Consider the following 18,661-nt stretch of genomic DNA (forward strand, 5'->3'; position numbering starts at 1 on the left):
CTAGTAGGCTTGTTTGCCGGAGAAGGCAGATACCGTCCGTAAAAGAATGATGAAGTCGAGCCAGAGCGACCAGTTGTTGATGTACTCGATATCCGAATCGACTCGCCGAATCATTTGTTCGATATCTTTCGTTTCGCCGCGAAGACCACGTACCTGAGCCAGGCCGGTGATGCCAGGTTTAATGTTGTGGCGCGCAAAGTAGCCCGAGACATCGGGTGAGTACTGCACGTCGTGTTGAATCGCGTGCGGGCGAGGGCCTACCAGCGACATTTCTCCCATCAACACGTTGAACAACTGCGGCAGCTCATCCAGGCTGGTTTTCCGAATAAAGGCGCCCACCCTGGTCACCCGTGGATCATTCTTTTGCGCCTGCTTGACGGTGCCGTCCGATGGCTGATGGACCACCATGCTTCTGAACTTCCAGATCCGGAAAACTTCGCCACTCCACCCCATGCGTTGCTGCCGAAAGAACACCGGGCCGGGGTTATCGATCTTGATCGCAAGGGCGACAAGCGCCAGCACTGGCGCGGCAAACAGCAGGATGAGAAAAGCCCCGACCTTGTCTTCGAGATTTTTCAGAAACAGTCGCATACCCATCAGCGGTGTTTCGGACAAGGTCAGCACGGGAATGCCGGCAATCTCGCGAACACTGTGGTTGATCAACTTCAAGGCGAAAATGTCAGGCACCCAGTTAACCCTGACGTGTTTGTCGAACAGGCTTAAATAAACCTTCTGGATAACTTCGGAGCCACCGACAGGGGTGACGAAATAGACGGTACGAATGGCATGTTTGACAACCAGCTCATCAAGATCAGAGATATTGCCCAGTATCGACAGACGGGGTGCGCCTTCCTGGCCTTCCTTTGCCCAGTCATCGTCCGGACCAATCAACACACAGCCGACGATGCGTTCGCCGAGCCAGGGGTTATTGCTGATTTTCTTGTGGAGGTAGCTGGCCAGCTCGCCCGAGCCAATGATCAGCGAATTTTCCAGTTGCGTCGAATGAGCCAGAAACTTCTTCTGCATTTCCCGAGTGGCAAGGTGCAAGAACAACTGGGCGAAATAGCCAAGGACAAATAGCTCCCCAACCAGTAGTCGCGAGTACTGTTCGCTTGTCTTGGTCAGAAACGCCATGGCCACTAGAAATCCAAAGGTCGCGGTCCACGCCTTCAGAAGCTTGAAGGCTTTGACGGTGAATCCGACATTGCTGCGGTAGATAGCGTAGTGGTCGTACACCACGGCCAATGCCCCAAGCAGCAGCAGGAGCATGATGACGTAGTCTTGCGAAATGAAGCCGATATGATAATTGATCAAAAACCACGCGACACCGGTGACCGCAACACAATCGAGACCGGCCTGAATAACGATACTGGTGCTGCTTCTTCGCTGTAGAACGGAGCGGGTACTGTTGGGCTCAAAAATCATTTTCAGACCTCATTTGCTTTCCCTTGCGCTCGATAATGACGGGGTTCAGGTCAAGGCGGCCCTCGCTTGAGAGCCTCGGCGTCACCGACAAGCTACTCATACTTGTGACAGGTATCTACCCTCAAATGTGTAAAACCGGTGAGACGGAGACGGGTGCTATCACTTTAGCACCACTGTGCAAACATTCACTGAATCACTGCCGTTTCATACAACAATCAAGTCAAAAAATGAAGCCGGGCAGGAGGGGGCGAGCAAACACGGGGTGACGCATCCGCGGCGTTTACCGCAGGCTTGTTTGATCAGCAGTCTTGGAGAGGTAACCCGCGCGAGACAGAAGTCGTGCGGGGCAGGTTCAAGGGGCAGGGCGGGAACCGTAGTCCCCGTTTTCACAGTGTCGGTTCGGTCAAACCGTTGTCAGTTGTTCATCCCGTCTTCAATGGCGATGCCTTGCGCACGCATCTGCTTGATCAGTTCTGCGCGGGTGCCGGGGAGGTTGAGCATGGTTTTTGCGCGCAGCGCCGCCACTTCTTCTGCGCTGTAAGGCTGATAATCCGCAGGCGTGCTTTTGCCCGCCATGCCGTCTGCACGCATCAGCCAGTTGAGCAAGTCGGCCAGCTGTGCGTTGTCCAGCGCGGACTGCGACATGCCGGGAACACGCACCAGAAACTCGCGACCTCCCGGTACCTTCAGAAAGTTACCGACAAATCCTGCCATCCGTGGTGTGTCATTGGCGGGGGCGCCCATGCCATTGCCCAGGTGGCAACCGGCGCATTGCAATTGGTAGTTCACGCCAACGCTGTAGCCGGCCTGGGCAATCGGCTTCTGCAGCGCTTCGTTTCCCGGTGCATGACGCTGCGCCGGGTCGGGAATGGCCCGGGCGTGCACGAGCGGGGAAGCCATGACGCAGGCGAGGCCGAGGAATAGCAACTGACGCATGACAGGCACCTTGTGTTGATTGCCGGTAACAACAAATAAAAAAACAAACGACAAACCGAAAAAAAACCGCCGATTGCGCGAACAATCGACGGCAACTGCGCGTTAAACCGCCACGCCACGAATGACCGAAACGGTGCAGTGATAGATGTGCGATTTGGCAGCCAGGCACCAGTTCACATCGTTGTTGTTGAACGGACGATAGGCCGGTTCTTCACTGTCGTTACGGGTGCAGGCGCACTGGGCGCAGCTTTGCTTGCCGCAGCAATCATTGTACGAAATGATGTAGTCCTTGCCGTCGGCCGGATTGCGGCACGTGCCGATCCAGGTGACTTGCGACGCTTCGGTGCCCGGCGGGCAGGACGTCACCGACCCCCCGCAGCAACTGCACAGAAAACCGTCGATCGAGCAGTAGCGCCAGTAGTCGCAGCTGTTCGGATCGCCCGGGTCACCGGCCTTCGGATTGTCGGCGGCCAGGGCCTTGCTGGTGCGGTCCAGCGGCAACAGCAGGGGCAGCGCGGCGCCCGCGACCATCAGGGAACCCATGCGCGCCAGCAGTTTGCGACGTGAGGTGGTGTCGGCCACTCGACGGGTCGAGCGCTCGAACAACAGATCCAGCAGTTTCATAAAAGTCTCCCTGCCTTAATCAGTGGCTATGGCCGTGGCTGTGATCGTGTGCGTGCGGCTGGCTGTTCAGGTATTCCTGCAGCGTGGCGCTTTTCAGGTGCTCGACTTCGAACAGGCTGTCCAGGTGCTCGCGAGAATTGACCAGGCCTTTGGCGCGCAAGGTGCCGGTCTTATCGATCAGGGCGGCGTACGGCAGCTTGCCGATCTGATAGGTCATGCCGACTTCCGGCCCGACCACATACGTGGCGTCTTCCAGTTTGTGTTCGCGGATCAGCGCTTGCTGGGCGTCCATGTCGCCGTCGCTGATGAACACCACGTCGAGGCGATTCGCCTGTTCCCTGGCAATGGATTTGATCGCCGGCAGCAGGGATTTGCAGATCGGGCACGTCGGCGAAAGGAAAAACAGCAGTTGGGATTTTTCACCGGCATAGCCGAAGTTGACCGGGCGACCGTGACGGTCGGAAGCGGTGACTTGTGGTGCGGCTTCGTTGACCGCCACGCCTTTGTCGACCATCAGCGCACCGGCCGGCGCCAGACGCCCGTGCAGCACACCAATCTGCCGGACCAGGCCCATGACGACAAACGCCACGGCCACCAGCAGTACCCAGAGCAGAACGTTGGAAACGATTAAGCCTTCCATTGATCACCTACCAATCAGTTTGAGCAGAAGAGGGGAGTTCGCCAGCAAGCCATCGGCTGCGGCGTAAATCAGCAGCGCGACGGCGCTGGCGGCGACGGTGACGAAGCCGTCGAAAACACCCAGGTCACGGGCGACCGGCAACACGCTGGCCAGCAGCGCCAGACCCACCAGCGCGCTGTTGCGCAGCAGCAGGACCGGACGCAATGGCTGCGCCTGGTCCGGGCCGGCACAACCGCAGTCGATGTCGCGACGACCGCGCCACAGGTTGATGCCGATGGCCGCGGCGTACAGCGCGATCAGGCTGGCGGCACTGAGCGCCGCCCACGAACGACAGGCCGGCACCAGCAGTGCAAAGGCAATCGCCAGTTCAACCACCGGAATGACTCGGGCGATGGGGCGCACGACCGCGTCGGGCAGCAGTTGGTAGTCGGCCAGTTGCCTGGCAAAACGTGCCGGCGCACGCAACTTGTGCGTCGCGGCGCTGGCCAGCAACACCGCAATGGCGAGTGCGCTGGCAATGATGAAGATCGGATCGATGTGCATGGCCGAACCTCGTTTAGTAGCTCATGACCTGAGTCGCGGTTTTGGCGACTTTCGGCATGCTGCCGGTGAGCTTGTTGGTCTTGAGGTCGAAAATCTGCAAGCCGCCTTCGACGTCGGTGCCGAGCAGCAGCGGCTTATCGTCGCCGGTGGCTTGCATGCTCCAGACCGGCACCGGCGCTTCCAGGGTCGCCACCTTCTTGTGGGTTTTCAGATCGAATGCCCAGATCAGCGGGCTTGGGTCTTCCCACTTCATGGGTTCGTGCGCGTCGTGCATCAGCACGTACAAACGGTTCAGCTTCGGCGCGACGGCCATCAGCTGCCAGCCACCGGGGGCCCAGCCGGCTTTCTTTTCCTCGTCGCTGGTCAGTGACCACGACGGCAGGATTTTCGGCGCGTCGGCAGAGAAATCCACCGGACGCACGGTGCCCGTGGTGGTGGTGAAGTAATAGGTGTCGCCGATGTTCACCGCGCGCTCATTGAGCTTTTCCGCGTTGGGGTCGAAGAACGGCGTGCGGCTGCGCGCGGCTTCCTGGCCCTGGTCGTTGAGCGTGATCACCTGCAAGCTGCCGTCGCCGCACAGCGAGGCGAAGCGGCGGTTGCCGATCGGGTAGTTGAGGACGCAACCCGGAATCGCCAGTTCAGCGGCGACGGATTTGGCCTGGGTGTCGACCACGGTCACCGACGTCGACGGCGTGAAGTTGTAGACGTAGACGAAGCGATCATCGCCGCTGGTCTTCAAGCCGTAGCGCTGGGTCAACGATTCGGCGCGCTTGGTTGGAATCAACAGTTCCCAGGCCGGCGACAGGGTCGAACTGTCCCAGGCGGTCAACACATCCGTGCGTGTGCCGCGGGTACCACGGGAGTAGAAGATGTCGGCGCTGTAGAGGGTTTTCTGATCGTGGCTGAGCGTCGAAGGCGCGGCAAAACCGGTGGGTACCATGCCGAGGACGCGTTTTTTGTCGGGGTCGACCACGGTGACGCGGCCCGCCACGAAGCTTTCGAATTCGACGTCGACGATGAACGCGCGATGGACTTCCGGTGGAAATGCCAGAACGGTCTGGCCGATCGTGTCAGCGGGCAGATCCGCGCTGGCATTGTTCAAACCCAGTACCAGCAGGCTGAGACTCAGCGCTGACTGTACGGTGATCCTGGTGGCTCGCATTAGGGGGAACTCCCTGAATTATTGTTCACGCAAATCGCGGGTGCATTGGCAGATTTTTGCAGTTCGATTCTGCCTCGCCGGCCGAGGGGGTGAATTGCTGTGGCTGCCAAGTGTTTGTGTGTCTGTGCCAGTCTCAAGAAACAGGCCGCACACGCCACGATTACGGGCAAAAACCAGCCCTGTAGGAGCACGGCTTGCCGGCGAAGGCGTCAGTGAGGACGCCTTCGCCGGCAAGCCGTGCTCCTACGAAAGGCGGTTTACATCAGGAAGGATTTGCGAGGGGGAGGGAGAAGGTGAACACGGCGCCACAGGGCTCGAGGTTTTGCGCCCAGATATCGCCACGGTGGCGGCCGATGATGTTCTTGCACAGCGCCAGACCGATGCCGTTGCCGCTGACCTTGGAGGAAAAGAAGCCGTCGAACAGCTTCTCTTGCGCCTGGGCCTGAATACCGCGACCGCAGTCCTCGATGCGCACCAGCGCCACCTGGTTTTCAGCGCTGGCCTGAATCCGCAGCACTCGCCGTTCCACCGGCAAGTCGCTCATTTCTTCAATGGCATTGAACGCCAGATTGAGGATGACCTGACCGATCAACACTTTCTCACAGCTCACCATCAGCGGCGCCGGGCTGGTGACGATGTCGACGCGGACCAGGCTCGGGTCGGCGCGCAGGCTGATGAAATAACGGGTTTCACGCAGCAACGCATTGAGGTCGATCAGCTCTTCGCTTTGCTCCAGCTTGACCACGTAATCGCGCACGCTCTTGATGATCAATGAGGCATGCTCGATTTGCCGTACGGCGTTTTGCAAACCCCAGGCGACGCCCTGATCGGTGGCTTGCTCTTTGTTCAGGCGAATCACCGCGCCTTCGATGAAGTTGCGGGTGGCGGCCAGCGGCTGACTCAGCTCATGGGCAATCGCCACGGCCATTTCGCCCATGGCGTTGTAACGGGCCAGGTACTCGAGTTTTTGCTCGCTGACGCGCCGGGCCTCTTCGGCGCGCACTTGCTCGGTGACGTCGCGAAACAGCAGCAGATGGCCGACCAGATCGTCTTCGATTTCAATAAAACGACACGTCGCCTCGTGCCAGCGCCACTCACCGTCGCGGCGCTGCACGTGGTAGTGCACGCTGAACGGTGCGTGGTCTGCTGTCTCGCTGGCCAACTGTTGCAGCAGGCGCTGGCGTGAATCGTCGTCGCACCATGAGAGGAAATTTTCGCCGATCAGCGCGTGTTCTTCGCTGTTGAGCAAATGTGCGCCGGAGTCGCTGATAAAGCGGATATCACCCTCGGGACCGAGCACCGCAACTCCCTCGGCCAAATCCTGCATGAACGCCTTGAGCCGGCTTTCAAAGCGCTTGAGGTCGCGCTTGACCTTGTCTTCCCTGGAGATGTCGCGGAACTGCACCATCAACACATCGCGCCCCTCCAGATGCACCAGCGTGGCGACGGCCTCGGACAGGATTTCCACCCCTTGCTTGGAGCGATAACACCACTCGATGGCGCGCTGGCCTGTGCGCGCGGCGCCTTCGAGCCAGCGCAACCCGACCGAGCGCCGGTACTTCGGCGCATCGCGGGTCATGTCCGGGGCTTTCAGCGGTGTCAGTTCTTCCAGGGTGAAACCGAGCGCGTTCAGGGCGGCCGTGTTGGCCCAGAGAATCTCCTTGCTCTGGGCATCGTGAAGAATGATGCACAGCGGCATGGCTTCGATGAGGGTGAAAAAGTCGTGCGGTTTTGGCAGGTACATCGCGTAGCCCTGAGGAACCGGTGAAAGGGAAGTATGGCGTTTTATACCGCCTTGCGCGTGGGGATGCGCTCAGAAGTAACCGGGGGCGGGCTAGGGGATTTCTTTAGCCAGGGGGTTACACGCACCAATAGTGACGACCCGATGCGGTTTTTACACTGGGCCTCAATGCACGGGTAGTCACGCATCTTCTCTTTAGGAGCGAGGCTTGCCCGCGAACCAGGCACCGCGGTCTATCAGGTAGACCCCGTTATCGTTCTTCGCGGGCAAGCCTCGCTCCTACAGGGGGCGGTGTCGTTAGCCACGCCCAACAACAATAAGTAAAACGGAGAGAAGCCCATGCTGCGATCAGCTGCCGCGGAGAAAGACCCTCTGCCAGGCGTCGACGAGAACACCGTCCACAGCCAGGCCTTTGAGCAGGTGCTGGAGGAAGTGCGCCAGCGTCGGGACGAATTCGACACCGGCTCCCACGTGCCGAGGGACATGATCGAACGCTTCAAACAGGTGGGCATCTACCGTGCCGCCACGCCGAAATGCTTCGGCGGTGACGCCCTGGCGCCGGCGCTGTTCCTGCGAATGATCGAACGCATTTCCGAAGCCGACGGCTCGGCCGGCTGGGTGGCCAGCTTCGGCAGCGCCGGCGTCTATCTCGCCGCGTTGCCGCCAGAAACCCTCGCTGAAATCTACTCGGAAAGCCCTGACCTGGTGTTCGCCGGCGGCTTGTTTCCGCTGCAACCCGCCGAAGCCGTCGAGGGCGGCTGGCAGGTCAACGGCACCTGGAAATTCGCCAGCGGCTGCAAGGGCGCCGATCTGCTCGGCGTGGGGATTGGCGCCGCCGGCGGCAAGCCACGTACCGCGGTATTGCGTGCCGATCAGGTCGACATCGTCGAAAACTGGGACGTGGTCGGTCTCAAAGGCACCGGCAGCCACGATTTGCGCGTCACCGACAAACGTGTCGATGAACGGTGGACCTTCATTCGTGGCGGTGCATCGACCATCGACGAGCCGCTGTTCCGCTACCCGTCGATTGCCTACGCCGCGCAAGTGCTGGCCGTGGTCAACCTCGGCCTGGCCCGCGCCGCGCTTGATGAAGTCAGCCGCATGGCGGCCGGCAGCGGCATCACCGGCGCGCCGAAAATGGCCGACCGCGCTTACGTGCGCATCGAGATCGCCAAGGCCGAAGCCCGGTTGGCCGCCGCGCGCGGTTTCTTCTACGGCGCGACCGAGCAGGTGTGGCAGTCGATCCTTGCCGGCAACCCGGTCACCGCCGAACAAACCAGCCTGTTGCGCCTCTCGGCGATCCACGTTTCCCAGGCCGGCGCCGCCGTGGTGCAGAGCGCGTACAGCCTCGCCGGCACCACCGCGATTTACCTGCGCCATCCGCTGCAACGCTACCTGCGCGATTCGATGGTGGTCACCCAGCACGCGTTCCTCAGCGAAGGCCTGTACGACGGCGCCGGCTCGGTGTTCCTCGGCGTGCCGCCGTTCCCTGGCTACATCTGAACCCATTATCCAAAGGATCTACACCCATGTCCCAGACCACCCAAGAACCTCTGCGCGTCGTCTTTTGCATCGGTATCACCCAGAATTTTTTCGACCTGCCGACCGGCGAAGGCCTGAGCGTGTGGAAGGGCTTCAGTCAGATGATGGGCTCCCTCGGCGCCATGTCCGGCATCACCGTGCTGGGTGCGATGGACGATGACCGACTGATGGTCGGCCCGTCCACCACCTCACCGTGGACCGTCTACATCATGGCCGACGTCGACTGCCACCAGTCGGTGATCGACGCCTGCAACCTGTTCCGCACCACACCGGTGAACGAATACAGCCTGTGGCGTTACGCCAAGGTCGAAGCGCGCATCGGTCGTCCGCTGACCATTCCAGATGCGGCCAGGGTGTAAGCCATGAACGAGGCCTTGCTGCAGCGTCTCGCGACGCTCGAAGGGGAGAGCCAGGTGCGTCGCTTGATGGCGCGCTACATGGACCTGTGCGATGTGCCGAGGGCGGTCACCCAGGTCAGCGAGCTGGCGGAGTTGTTTTGCATCGACGCGATCTGGGAAGGCATTGGCAGCGCCACGGCGCAGACCTTCGGCCAACACCGTGGGCGTGATGCGGTGGCGGCATTCGTCGGCGGTTACTTGCCGCCCTCGGAGCACTTTCGCCTGAACCTGCACTACCTCACCAGCGAGTCGATCTCGGTCGACGGCCACACGGCACAAGGGCAATGGATCATGCAGCAGATTTCCACCTACGCCGATGGGCGCAGTGAGCTGTTCGGCACGCGGTTGAATATCGATTTCCGCTGTGTCGACGGCGTCTGGTTGATCGCGCATTTCCGTACACAGCGCTTGTTCAGCACGGGGTTGGGCGAATGAGTACATTCATCAGCGAATTTTTACTCGGTGGCAGCGGCAAACGGGTCGCGATCAAAGACTCGATCGACATTGCCGGGCATCCGACCCGTTCGGGCAGTCGTGCATTTGCCGACGCCAAACCGGCGGTGCGCAACGCCGACGTGGTGGACGCGATCCTTGATGCGGGCTGGCAGATCGTTGGCAAAACCAACCTGCATGAGTTGGCCTTCGGCGTCACCGGAATCAACGACTGGACCGGCACCCCGATCAATCCGCAAGCGCCGGACCGGGTACCGGGCGGTTCTTCCAGCGGTTCGGCCGTAGCGGTCGCCGCCGGTTTGGCGGACATCGCCATCGGCACCGACACGGGCGGTTCGGTTCGCGTTCCGGCGGCGTGTTGCGGCATCGCCGGGTTGAAGCCTACTTACGGTCGCGTCAGTCGGGTCGGTGCGCATCCGGCGGTTTCCAGCCTGGATTGCGTGGGGCCGTTCGCGGCAGACATGGACGATCTGATTGCCGCGATGCAAGTGATTTGCCCTGGCTTTCAGGTTCAGGGTTTGCCTGCGAGTAACGCGTCGGTGGGTTTCCTTGAAGTCGATTGCGACCCACATTTGCAAGCGTGCCTCGGCGCCGCCGCCGACCGTGCCGGCTGGCGTCGCAGCCACCTGCACCTGAGCGAATTCGATGCCGCGTTTGCCGCTGGCCTGACCGTCATCAACGTCGAAAACTGGGCCGCATTCGGTCACCTCACCGGTAAAGGCCTGATCGGCGCAGATGTCGAGCAACGCCTGTTGGCCGCGAGCCGCACCAGCGCCGCGGATCTGGCGCATGCCGAAAAAGTGCGCACGCGTTTCATCCTGCAAGTGGACGCCGCGCTGGAAGAGTTTGCCGTGCTGCTGTTGCCAACGATGCCAAGCCTGCCGCCGACGCTGATCGAAGCCCGTAGCGCGAGCAAAGCCGTGGCCGGCATGACCCCGCTGGTACGGCCCTTCAACCTCAGCGGCCATCCGGCGCTGACGGTGCCGGTGCAACTGGATGGCAGCGGGCTGAAAGTCGGCCTGCAAATCGTTGGCCGTAAAGGTCAGGACGAACTCGTCTGCGCCTTCGGTGCGCAGCTGCAACAGAGCATGGCCCTTACGCGGCCAACCCCTAAAAAGAAGTCATAAGAAAAAGCCATGAGGAGAACCGCATGAGCACTCATGAATACCGGCTGATTGCATCATCGAAAAGCCCGGACGAACTGGTCAGTCACGACCGCGTCGACGTCTCGCTGTACAACGATCCGGCGCTGTTCGAAGCCGAGCTCGAGAAGATTTTCTACCGCACCTGGGTCTGGGTCGCCCACGAAAGCGAAGTGCGCAACAGCGGCGATTTCAAGACCGCGACCATCGGCCGTCGTCCGGTGATTGTGGTGCGCGACAAGAAAGGCCAGATCAACGTGCTGGAAAACCGCTGCCGGCACCGTGGCGCCACGGTGTGTGAAAAGCACAAGGGCAACGCCACCGGTTTTACCTGCCCGTATCACAGCTGGTCGTATGGGCTCGACGGCAAACTGCGTGCGTTGCCTTATCCGGACGGCTACGAAGGCATTCTGGAAAAGTCCGAACTGCCACTCACCAGCCTGCGCGTGGAAAGTTATGCCGGCATGGTCTTCGCCAGTTACAACGACGAGATCGAGCCGTTGGTGGATTTCCTTGGCGGTGCGAAACACTGGATGGACCTGTTCATGAAGCAGGGCGCCGGGTACCCGATCAAGACGCAGGGCGAACACAAGTTCAGCTTCAAGGGCAACTGGAAGATCCAGCTGGAAAACACCACCGACGGTTACCACTTCCCGATCGTGCACAAGTCGTTCATGTCGTCGGTGGATGAAGAAACCTCGGAAATGCTCTCGTTCATGACCGACGAGCAAGCGGTGACCCATTCGTTGGGCAACGGCCACAGCGTGATGGTGATGGTGCCGGAGCACGTCGATCTGGATCACGACGACGGCACCGAACAGTTGCAGGAGCGCTTCGCTCACGTCACTGAAGAACTGTCGAAAACCATGGAGCCTGCGCAAGTGCGGCGCATCGTCCGTTCGTTGCACGGTGCCGGTTTCAACCTGAACCTGTTCCCGAACGTCGCGATGTCGATGTCGTTCTTCCGCGTGTTGCGTCCGGTCTCGGTGACTGAAACAGAGATCCGCCATGTCGCCCTCGGCATGGACGGTGGCCCGGAAATCGCCAACCGCGAACGCCTGCGTATTCACGAGCACTTCCAGGGCCCGTTCGGTTTCGGCAGCCCGGACGACGCCGAGGCTTGGGATCGGGTGCAGCGCGGATCGTACGCCGGCGTCGATGCGCCGATCCTGGTCAACCGTGGCCTCAATCGCGAAATCACCGCTGAAAACGGCGACAAGGTCAGCCACGCCACCGATGAAGGCGGCATGCGCGGTGCCTATGACATGTGGAAAAGGATGATGAGCTAATGAGCAATCACGACACCCTGAGCGGTTTTTCCGGCCCGTTGGCCCAGGCCATCGAATTCATCTGGCGCGAAGCCGAACTGCTCGACCACAAGCACTACGCCGAATGGGCGACCCTGTGGAGCGAGAGCGGCAAGTACATCGTGCCGATCGATCCGGACACCGAAGATTTCGAAGCCACCCTCAACTACGCCTACGACGATGCGCGCATGCGTGACTTGCGCATCGAACGCCTGACCGCCGGCTACTCGCCGTCGGCGGTGGACGCGGCGAAAACCATCCGCACCGTTTCGCGCTTCCGCCTGGTGGAAGCGGCGGGCGACATCGTCGAAGTCAATTCCGCGCAGTTGCTGTACGCCTACAAACGTGGGGTGCACACGCCGTTCGTGGCTGACCTGAACCATCGCATTCGCTTCACCGACGGTGTGGCGAAGCTGGAGCGCAAGGTCGTGCGCCTGATCAATTCCACCGAGAGCCTGAGCGCGCTCGGTTTCCTGCTGTGAGGGTCAACACCATGAACCGAGTAGCCCTGATCACCGGCGCGTCGCGCGGTCTCGGCGAGTGCATCGCCCGTCGCTTGCACGCGGCGGGGTATCGCGTGGGCCTGGCGGATGTGCGCCTCGACGGCGTGCAACGCCTGGCTGCGGAGCTGGATGGCAGCGGCGCGAGTGCCGTCGCCATCGAACTGGACGTGCGCAACAAAGGCGATTTTGTCCGCGCCCGTGACCTGCTCGCCGAGCGGTGGGGCGGCACCGACATACTGGTGAATAACGCCGGCGTGTCGAAAGTCGCCGCATTGATGGACATCACGCCCGAGGAGTTCGATGAATCGATGGCGATCAACCTGCGCGGCACGTTTGTCGCGTGCCAGGTGTTCGGCGCGCACTTTGCCGAGCGTGGCTTTGGTCGCATCGTCAACATCGCCTCGCTCGCCGGGCAGAACGGCGGCACCGCCACGGGCGCGCATTACGCGGCGGCCAAGGGCGGCGTGGCGACGCTGACCAAAGTCTTCGCCCGTGAACTGGCGCCGCAAGGGGTGACGGTCAACAGCATTTCGCCGGGGCCGCTGGACTTGCCGGTGGTGCGTGAAACGGTGGCGCCGGAGCGGCTGGAACAGATTCTGAAAATGATCCCGGCCGGTACCCTCGGCGACCCCGGGTTCATCGCCGACACGGTCCTGCTGTTGATCGCCGATCACGCGGCTTCGGTTACCGGCGCGTGCTGGGACATCAACGGTGGCCTGTTCATGCGCTGATACCCGATCCGATAACTCCCCTCGCCACAGGACAATGTCCGACTTAAGACTCAACCGAAAAACGTTCAGGTGACGCAATGATGAAGGTGAAGATCGAAAGGATCGTCGACGAAGCGCTGGATATCCGCTCCTTTCGCCTCGTGCGCAGTGACGGCCAACCGCTCGACGCCTATGAACCCGGTGCCCATGTCGACCTGACGGGGCCGACCGGGGTCACTCGCCAGTATTCGCTGTGCAGTCCGCCGCAGGACTGCCGCGCGTATCTGGTCGCGGTGAAGAAAGAAGCGCAGTCCCGTGGTGGCTCGGCGGCGCTGCACGAGGTGGAAGAGGGCATGGAGCTGGAAATGGGCGCGCCGCGCAACCTGTTCCGCCTCGACCCGACGGCCACCGAGCACGTGTTGTGCGCCGCCGGTATCGGCGTCACGCCGCTGCTGAGCATGGCCTATCGGCTGACGGAAACCGGCCAGCCGTGGCGTTTGCATTACTTCGCTCGTTCGCCGCAATACGCCGCATTTGCCCAGCTGTTGGCGAGCACGTTCGCCGGGCATGTGCAGTTTCACTACGGCGTCGAGCCGGGTGACCTGGATGCCGCGTTGAGTGAATGCCTGAACCAGGCGGGCAGTGCCGCGCATGTCTACACCTGCGGCCCGGCGCCGTTCATGAACAAAGTCGTGGAAGTCGCGGCGCGCAGCCGTTCTGACGACGCTATCCACCTCGAACACTTCCAGGCCGATCCGGCGGCAAATGCCGGCCCGAGTGGCGGCTTCGAGGTGGAACTGGCCAGTTCCGGCGTGGTGCTTCAGGTCCCGGCCAACGCCAGTCTGGTCGACGTGTTGCAGGCCCACGGCTGTGACATCGACACCGAATGCCGCGAAGGCATCTGCGGGACCTGTATCGTCGAGGTACTGGACGGCGTGCCGGAGCACCGCGACAACTGTTTGTCGAACAAGGAAAAGGCGTCCAACAAGCAGATTTGTGCCTGCGTTTCCCGCGCCGTTTCCGCTCGTCTGGTATTGGACATCTAATGCAAGGGAAGGCTGGCAAGCCAGCGCCGGAGCCTGTTGAATAGCGCTTCGGCGGCCGTCAAGGGAGGAGACAGCCCGGTACGTAACATTTGCCGAACCGCTCGACGAAGCGGTCGAAAAATAACAATAAGACACGCGTGAGGCTTTGCAGTGATGATGACTTCTTCGGCGGTTCGCAATGAGGCGTTCGAAAGCTGGTTGAGCCAGGTCAACCAGGCCTGTGGGCGTTTCGATGCCCGGGCTCTGGATACGGATTTTTACGGCGAGCTCGCGGAATACCGCAGCGGCGCCATCAACCTCAGTGTCGTCGACATGGCGCACGTGCACCTGTATCGCACCAGTAAAGACGTCAGCGTCAGCAGCGACGGCCACTATTACGCGGTGTTCCAGATGCGCGGCAGTTCGCAGCTGGAGCAGGGCGATAACCGCGCTCGGCTCGGCACGGGCGACATTGCCCTGATCGATGCCTGCCGCCCGAGTGACATGACCTACAACGAGGATTCCCGACAGTTGTCGCTGATCCTGCCGCGGCAGGTGGTCGAGCGCGGTTCGCACTTCAATGCGGTCAACTGCGCCACGCGGATCTCAGGCGACACGCCACTGGCGGCGATGGCCAACAAGCTGGTCATGGACACCCGGCAGCAGGAAGGCCTGGACATGCAGGAGAGCGAAGCGGTGCTCGATGCCCTGGTCAGCCTGCTGTTGCCGGGGATCAGCGTCCGCGACAACGGCGGCGATGCCCACGAGCGGCAGTTTCGCAAGATCATTGCCTACATCGATGAACACATCAGCGCCGAAGAATTGTGCCCCGAGCTGATTGCCCGGGAGGTAGGAATTTCGGTGCGGGGTCTGTACCGGATGTTCTCCAAGCGCGGCCTGGTGGTGGCGCAATACATCAAGCACCGGCGCCTGGATTTCTGCGCAGAAAACCTGCGCCGTTCCCACGTTGAACAGAAGCTGTCGGCGTTGTGTTATGCCTGGGGATTCTCCGATTCCAGCTATTTCTCATCGGCGTTCAAGTCGCGTTTTGGCGTGTCGCCGGGGGCGTATCGCAAGCGGTATAGCCAGAACTGATTGCTTGATGGCGCGGTGTCAGTTGCGATTGATGGCGGTCTGACGGCCCCCGAAGAGCTTCAATGCCGCGTCGGCTCTTCCGTCGGCAAATGCAGCACTTCACGCACCAGCATCGCAATGCTGGTCACGCCCATCTTTTCCTTGATCTTGGTCCGGTGCACGTCAACGGTTTTCACGCTGATGTTCAGCTCCCGGGCGATCACCTTGCTCGCCTTGCCATCGATCACCAGCATCAACACTTCCCGCTCACGACTGGTCAGCAAGGCCAGTTTGCCTTGAAGGTGCTGGCGTTGCTCCTGATCGGCCAGGGCATGCACGGCGGACTTCAGCGCCGCCTGAATACGGTCGATCATTTGCTGCGGGTTGTACGGCTTCTCGACGAAGTCCAGCGCACCGTTCTTCATCGCCGTCACCGACATCGGAATGTCGCCATGCGCGGAGACGAAAATGGTGGGCAAGGTGCTGCCGCGCTGGTTGAGGATTTCCTGCAGCTGAAAGCCACTGGTTTCCGGCATGCGCACGTCCAGCACCAGGCACGCCGGTTGCTTCGGGTCATACTGGCTCAGGAACTCTTCAGCACCGGCAAAGCATTGCGCTTGCACGCTGACCGATTCCAGCAACCAGGCCAGCGACGTGCGCAAATCCTTGTCGTCATCAACGATATAAACAATCGGTTTGCGAGTTTCCATCAGGGGCTGCCACGAGAATTTCTAATTATTGTTTTCGCACGCGTGCACGCTGCGGCGGACATCGGCGCCTGTGTTGACGCCCATCAGCAGAATACCCACTGCGGCAGCCCCTGACGATAAAGAAACCACCTAGTCGACTAGCGGAAAGCCCACCTCGCCATGGGGATCGTGAGAATGGTTGCGCGCAGCGTAGGGACTTAGTCTTGTTCCATCACCTACGGGCCGCGAACGGGCGGCCCTCCTGAAGGAAGGGGCACCGACATGGCCGACCTGAGCCAGCAGCAAATCGACTTTCGCAACGCCATGGCGCAGCTGCCGGCGGCGGTGAACATCATCACCACCAACGGCCCCGGCGGACGCTGCGGCATCACCGCCAGCGCCGTGTGCTCGGTGACGGACTCACCGCCGACCGTGCTGGTGTGCGTCAACCGCAACAGCGCCACCCACGATGTGTTCCGCACCAACGGCCGGCTGTGCGTCAACGTGCTGTGCGGCGAGCAGGAAGAGCTGGCCCGACACTTCGCCGGCATGACCCAGGTACCGATGGCGGAGCGGTTTGCCTGGGACCTGTGGGACGGCGGCGACACGGGCGTGCCGGTGCTGCGCGATGCGCTGGTGCAACTGGAAGGACGGATCAGCGAGTGCAAGGAAGTGGGGTCGCATTCGGTGATGTTCGTGGAGTTGTCGAAGGTTGGGGTGCGCGGGGAGGGGGATAGCCTGGTGTATTTCAACCGGTTGTTTCATCGGATCGAGCATGCTGTGGTGGCGTGCTGAAAGACCGCGTTATCGTTCATCGCGGGCAAGCCACGCTCCCACAGGGGGTGTGGCGAACACACCATTTGTGAACGCCGCAAAACCCTGTGGGAGCGGGCTTGCCCGCGATGGCGGAACAACAGGCGACACTGATCTCAGATCCGGAAACTCCCGACCAACTGATTCAGTCGCCCAGTCTCCCGCTCCAGCTCGGTACACGCCCGCAAAGCCACGGCCCGCTTCACCGGCATGCGCGGCTTCGATCGCTGCGTTGAGCGCCAGCAGGTTGGTCTGCTGGGAGATGCCCTTGCCATTCCAGCCAGTGCTTCGGCGTCGGATCAGGCCAAGGCCATCGATCTGGTGAAGCAACTGCGAATCTACTCGCTTGCGCAGGCATCCAGCCCGCCCAAGCAAAACTATGTCGATATGGCGGGAAAGCTCCTGGACGGCGTGGTGAAATTCGATGATTTCTTTTATCAGCGCCTTGCGCGCATGGTGAATGAGGCGCCCGTCCTGATGCGTGATCTGGTCATGATGGGGCAGCTTCGTTCCTTGGGGATCGAGAAATTTCAGAGTCGTGACGATGAGGCTGCGTCTGTTTTCGCTCTGCAGATACTCCCACTGGGGGCTGTGTCGGTAAACGTCAGTTAGTGACCAACAATTCCGGGCCGAGGTAGTTGTTGATGTGGTCGATGTCGTCGTCGCCCAGGCTGCCCACCGAAGAGGCCAGGCGCAGGTGCGACATCAAGTACCGCAGCTTCGCCTCGAACAGATCGTGACGCGCCACGAAGAGCAGTTCTTCGGCATTGAGGACGTCCGAGTTGGTGCTGGTGCCTCCTTCCTTGAAGCCCTTGCGTGTCGACGTCAGTGAACGCTCGTTGGACTCCACGGCCCGCTCCAGTGCGTGAATACGTTTGGCGCCGCTCTGTACGCCGGCATACTCGCGGGTGGTTCCGGAGATGACTTCCTGTCGCGTGGCATCGAGTTCGTCCAGGGCCTTGAAACTATTGGCACTGGCCTGGCGTGTCAGGGCGCTGGTACCGCCACCGTTGTACAGCGGGAAATTGACTTCCAGCCCGATTGAGGCGTAGCGGTTGCGTTGATTCAGCTCGGAGATTGATTGGCTATCGCCTGCGGTGTAGCCGGCAACGAAATCCAGTGTCGGCCAGTGACCAGCCTTGGCGCGCTTCACTTCTTCTTCAGCGAGGTTGCTGCTATGACGGCGCGCATGGATCAGCGGGCTGTCGGTCTGAGCCTTGACCAGCCAGTCCTGCAGGTTGCTCGGTAGCAGCGGTGGTGTATCGAAGCCCGGGCGCAAGGTGGTCAGCGATTCGGGGGTTTCTCCGATGTATTCCTCAAGCTTGCGGCGCGCATTGATCAGGTTGTCCTGCGCTTCGATCAGTTCGGCTTCGGCGAGGTCGCGGCGAGCGATCGACTCGTCGATATCGGTGACGGTGCCGGCTCCCAGTTCCATGCGCCGTTTCGCCGAGGCGAGTTGCTCGTCGAAGGCGTTCAGTTTGGACTTGGCAAGGGTGATGGTTTCGCTGGCCAGGAGCACGTCGAAATAGCTTTCGGCGAGGCGCACCGCCGCGTCCTGGCTCTTGGCATCGAACACTGCGACGCTGTAGTCGGCACGCTGTTTACCCTGGCGGTATTCGGCCATTTTCTGTTTGTTGAACAGTGGCTGGCGCAAGCGCACGTTAGCGCCCTTGGAGTCGTAGTCGAGATCCCTTTCGATCCCGCTCTGGCGCTGGGTGCCATTGACCTTGTTGTCGTACGCCGAGGCATTGATCTGCGGTAGCAGACCGGCCTGGCCGATGGCGCGGTTTTCCAGGCCGGCCTGTTTTTCATGCACGGCGGCGCGGTAGACGGGGCCTTGGTATTGCAACAGGTCCCAGGCTTGTTTGAGGTCCATGGCGCTGGCCGGGAGGGATAGCGCCAGCAGGCAGAAGCACAGGCAATGACGGTCCATT

Annotated in this window: 20 protein-coding genes and 1 pseudogene; 11 read left to right on the forward strand and 10 right to left on the reverse strand. The window is 61.1% G+C overall.

The features are described 5' to 3' along the window. The 7 genes from J2Y86_RS29620 to J2Y86_RS29650 form a co-directional block, all read right to left on the reverse strand. Window positions 1-1,425, reverse strand: a complete 1,425-nt coding sequence (locus tag J2Y86_RS29620; RefSeq protein ID WP_253439756.1) for an undecaprenyl-phosphate glucose phosphotransferase — start codon at window positions 1,423-1,425, stop codon at window positions 1-3. A 414-nt stretch (window positions 1,426-1,839) separates the two neighbouring features. Then, complete coding sequence (locus J2Y86_RS29625; protein WP_253439759.1) at window positions 1,840-2,361, reverse strand: cytochrome c; 522 nt, start codon at window positions 2,359-2,361, stop codon at window positions 1,840-1,842. Between the two features lie 102 nt (window positions 2,362-2,463). Next, window positions 2,464-2,985: a methylamine dehydrogenase light chain gene (locus J2Y86_RS29630; protein WP_084322568.1), complete on the reverse strand. Its 522-nt coding sequence runs from the start codon at window positions 2,983-2,985 to the stop codon at window positions 2,464-2,466. 19 nt (window positions 2,986-3,004) lie between these two features. Continuing rightward, window positions 3,005-3,625 carry a methylamine dehydrogenase accessory protein MauD gene (gene mauD / locus J2Y86_RS29635; RefSeq protein ID WP_017338073.1) on the reverse strand — a complete coding sequence of 207 codons (621 nt, stop codon included), beginning with the start codon at window positions 3,623-3,625 and terminating at the stop codon, window positions 3,005-3,007. Window positions 3,626-3,628: 3 nt separating this feature from the next. Further along, a complete protein-coding gene (locus tag J2Y86_RS29640; RefSeq protein WP_253439762.1) occupies window positions 3,629-4,168 on the reverse strand; it encodes a MauE/DoxX family redox-associated membrane protein in 540 nt (179 codons plus the stop codon). A gap of 13 nt (window positions 4,169-4,181) precedes the next feature. Further along, window positions 4,182-5,330: an amine dehydrogenase large subunit gene (locus tag J2Y86_RS29645; protein ID WP_253439764.1), complete on the reverse strand. Its 1,149-nt coding sequence runs from the start codon at window positions 5,328-5,330 to the stop codon at window positions 4,182-4,184. A 262-nt stretch (window positions 5,331-5,592) separates the two neighbouring features. Beyond that, window positions 5,593-7,074 (reverse strand): PAS domain-containing sensor histidine kinase, encoded by a 1,482-nt coding sequence (locus J2Y86_RS29650; RefSeq protein ID WP_253439768.1) that lies wholly within the window; start codon window positions 7,072-7,074, stop codon window positions 5,593-5,595. 336 nt (window positions 7,075-7,410) lie between these two features. Here J2Y86_RS29650 and J2Y86_RS29655 point away from each other — a divergent pair, with 336 nt between their 5' ends. The 9 genes from J2Y86_RS29655 (at window position 7,411) to feaR (ending at window position 15,246) form a co-directional block, all read left to right on the forward strand. After that, a complete protein-coding gene (locus tag J2Y86_RS29655; RefSeq protein WP_253439771.1) occupies window positions 7,411-8,574 on the forward strand; it encodes an acyl-CoA dehydrogenase family protein in 1,164 nt (387 codons plus the stop codon). Window positions 8,575-8,600: 26 nt separating this feature from the next. Further along, the gene (locus tag J2Y86_RS29660) at window positions 8,601-8,972 is read left to right on the forward strand and encodes a hypothetical protein (protein WP_253439774.1); all 372 of its coding nucleotides are present in this window, start codon (window positions 8,601-8,603) and stop codon (window positions 8,970-8,972) included. Window positions 8,973-8,975: 3 nt separating this feature from the next. Further along, on the forward strand, window positions 8,976-9,446 hold the full coding sequence (locus tag J2Y86_RS29665; RefSeq protein WP_253439777.1) for a nuclear transport factor 2 family protein: 471 nt from the start codon (window positions 8,976-8,978) through the stop codon (window positions 9,444-9,446). Beyond that, a complete protein-coding gene (locus tag J2Y86_RS29670) occupies window positions 9,443-10,591 on the forward strand; it encodes an amidase (protein WP_253439780.1) in 1,149 nt (382 codons plus the stop codon). Before J2Y86_RS29665 ends, J2Y86_RS29670 begins: the two co-directional genes overlap by 4 nt. Window positions 10,592-10,614: 23 nt before the next feature. Next, a complete protein-coding gene (locus J2Y86_RS29675) occupies window positions 10,615-11,895 on the forward strand; it encodes an aromatic ring-hydroxylating oxygenase subunit alpha (RefSeq protein WP_253439783.1) in 1,281 nt (426 codons plus the stop codon). Then, window positions 11,895-12,395 carry an aromatic-ring-hydroxylating dioxygenase subunit beta gene (locus J2Y86_RS29680; RefSeq protein WP_253439786.1) on the forward strand — a complete coding sequence of 167 codons (501 nt, stop codon included), beginning with the start codon at window positions 11,895-11,897 and terminating at the stop codon, window positions 12,393-12,395. Before J2Y86_RS29675 ends, J2Y86_RS29680 begins: the two co-directional genes overlap by 1 nt. A gap of 11 nt (window positions 12,396-12,406) precedes the next feature. Continuing rightward, complete coding sequence (locus J2Y86_RS29685; protein WP_253439789.1) at window positions 12,407-13,147, forward strand: SDR family NAD(P)-dependent oxidoreductase; 741 nt, start codon at window positions 12,407-12,409, stop codon at window positions 13,145-13,147. A gap of 77 nt (window positions 13,148-13,224) precedes the next feature. Beyond that, the gene (locus J2Y86_RS29690; RefSeq protein WP_253439792.1) at window positions 13,225-14,172 is read left to right on the forward strand and encodes a PDR/VanB family oxidoreductase; all 948 of its coding nucleotides are present in this window, start codon (window positions 13,225-13,227) and stop codon (window positions 14,170-14,172) included. 153 nt (window positions 14,173-14,325) lie between these two features. Beyond that, a complete protein-coding gene (gene feaR, locus J2Y86_RS29695) occupies window positions 14,326-15,246 on the forward strand; it encodes a transcriptional regulator FeaR (RefSeq protein WP_253439795.1) in 921 nt (306 codons plus the stop codon). Between the two features lie 59 nt (window positions 15,247-15,305). Here feaR and J2Y86_RS29700 read toward each other — a convergent pair whose 3' ends face one another. After that, complete coding sequence (locus J2Y86_RS29700) at window positions 15,306-15,935, reverse strand: response regulator transcription factor (protein ID WP_253439798.1); 630 nt, start codon at window positions 15,933-15,935, stop codon at window positions 15,306-15,308. A gap of 261 nt (window positions 15,936-16,196) precedes the next feature. On the opposite strand from J2Y86_RS29700, the gene hpaC reads away from it, so the two are divergent. Then, window positions 16,197-16,709 (forward strand): 4-hydroxyphenylacetate 3-monooxygenase, reductase component, encoded by a 513-nt coding sequence (hpaC, locus tag J2Y86_RS29705; protein WP_253439802.1) that lies wholly within the window; start codon window positions 16,197-16,199, stop codon window positions 16,707-16,709. A gap of 195 nt (window positions 16,710-16,904) precedes the next feature. On the opposite strand, the pseudogene J2Y86_RS29710 reads toward hpaC, so the two are convergent. Next, a pseudogene (locus tag J2Y86_RS29710) lies at window positions 16,905-16,991 on the reverse strand (methyl-accepting chemotaxis protein); the annotation flags it as partial. A 57-nt stretch (window positions 16,992-17,048) separates the two neighbouring features. On the opposite strand from J2Y86_RS29710, the gene J2Y86_RS29715 reads away from it, so the two are divergent. After that, on the forward strand, window positions 17,049-17,339 hold the full coding sequence (locus tag J2Y86_RS29715; protein WP_253439805.1) for a hypothetical protein: 291 nt from the start codon (window positions 17,049-17,051) through the stop codon (window positions 17,337-17,339). Here the strand turns inward: J2Y86_RS29715 and J2Y86_RS29720 are convergent. Then, on the reverse strand, window positions 17,332-18,660 hold the full coding sequence (locus J2Y86_RS29720; protein ID WP_253439807.1) for a TolC family outer membrane protein: 1,329 nt from the start codon (window positions 18,658-18,660) through the stop codon (window positions 17,332-17,334). The genes J2Y86_RS29715 and J2Y86_RS29720 overlap by 8 nt on opposite strands. Window position 18,661 lies beyond the last annotated feature (1 nt).

Source organism: Pseudomonas migulae, from assembly GCF_024169315.1.
Classification (GTDB): Bacteria; Pseudomonadota; Gammaproteobacteria; order Pseudomonadales; family Pseudomonadaceae; genus Aquipseudomonas; species Aquipseudomonas migulae_B.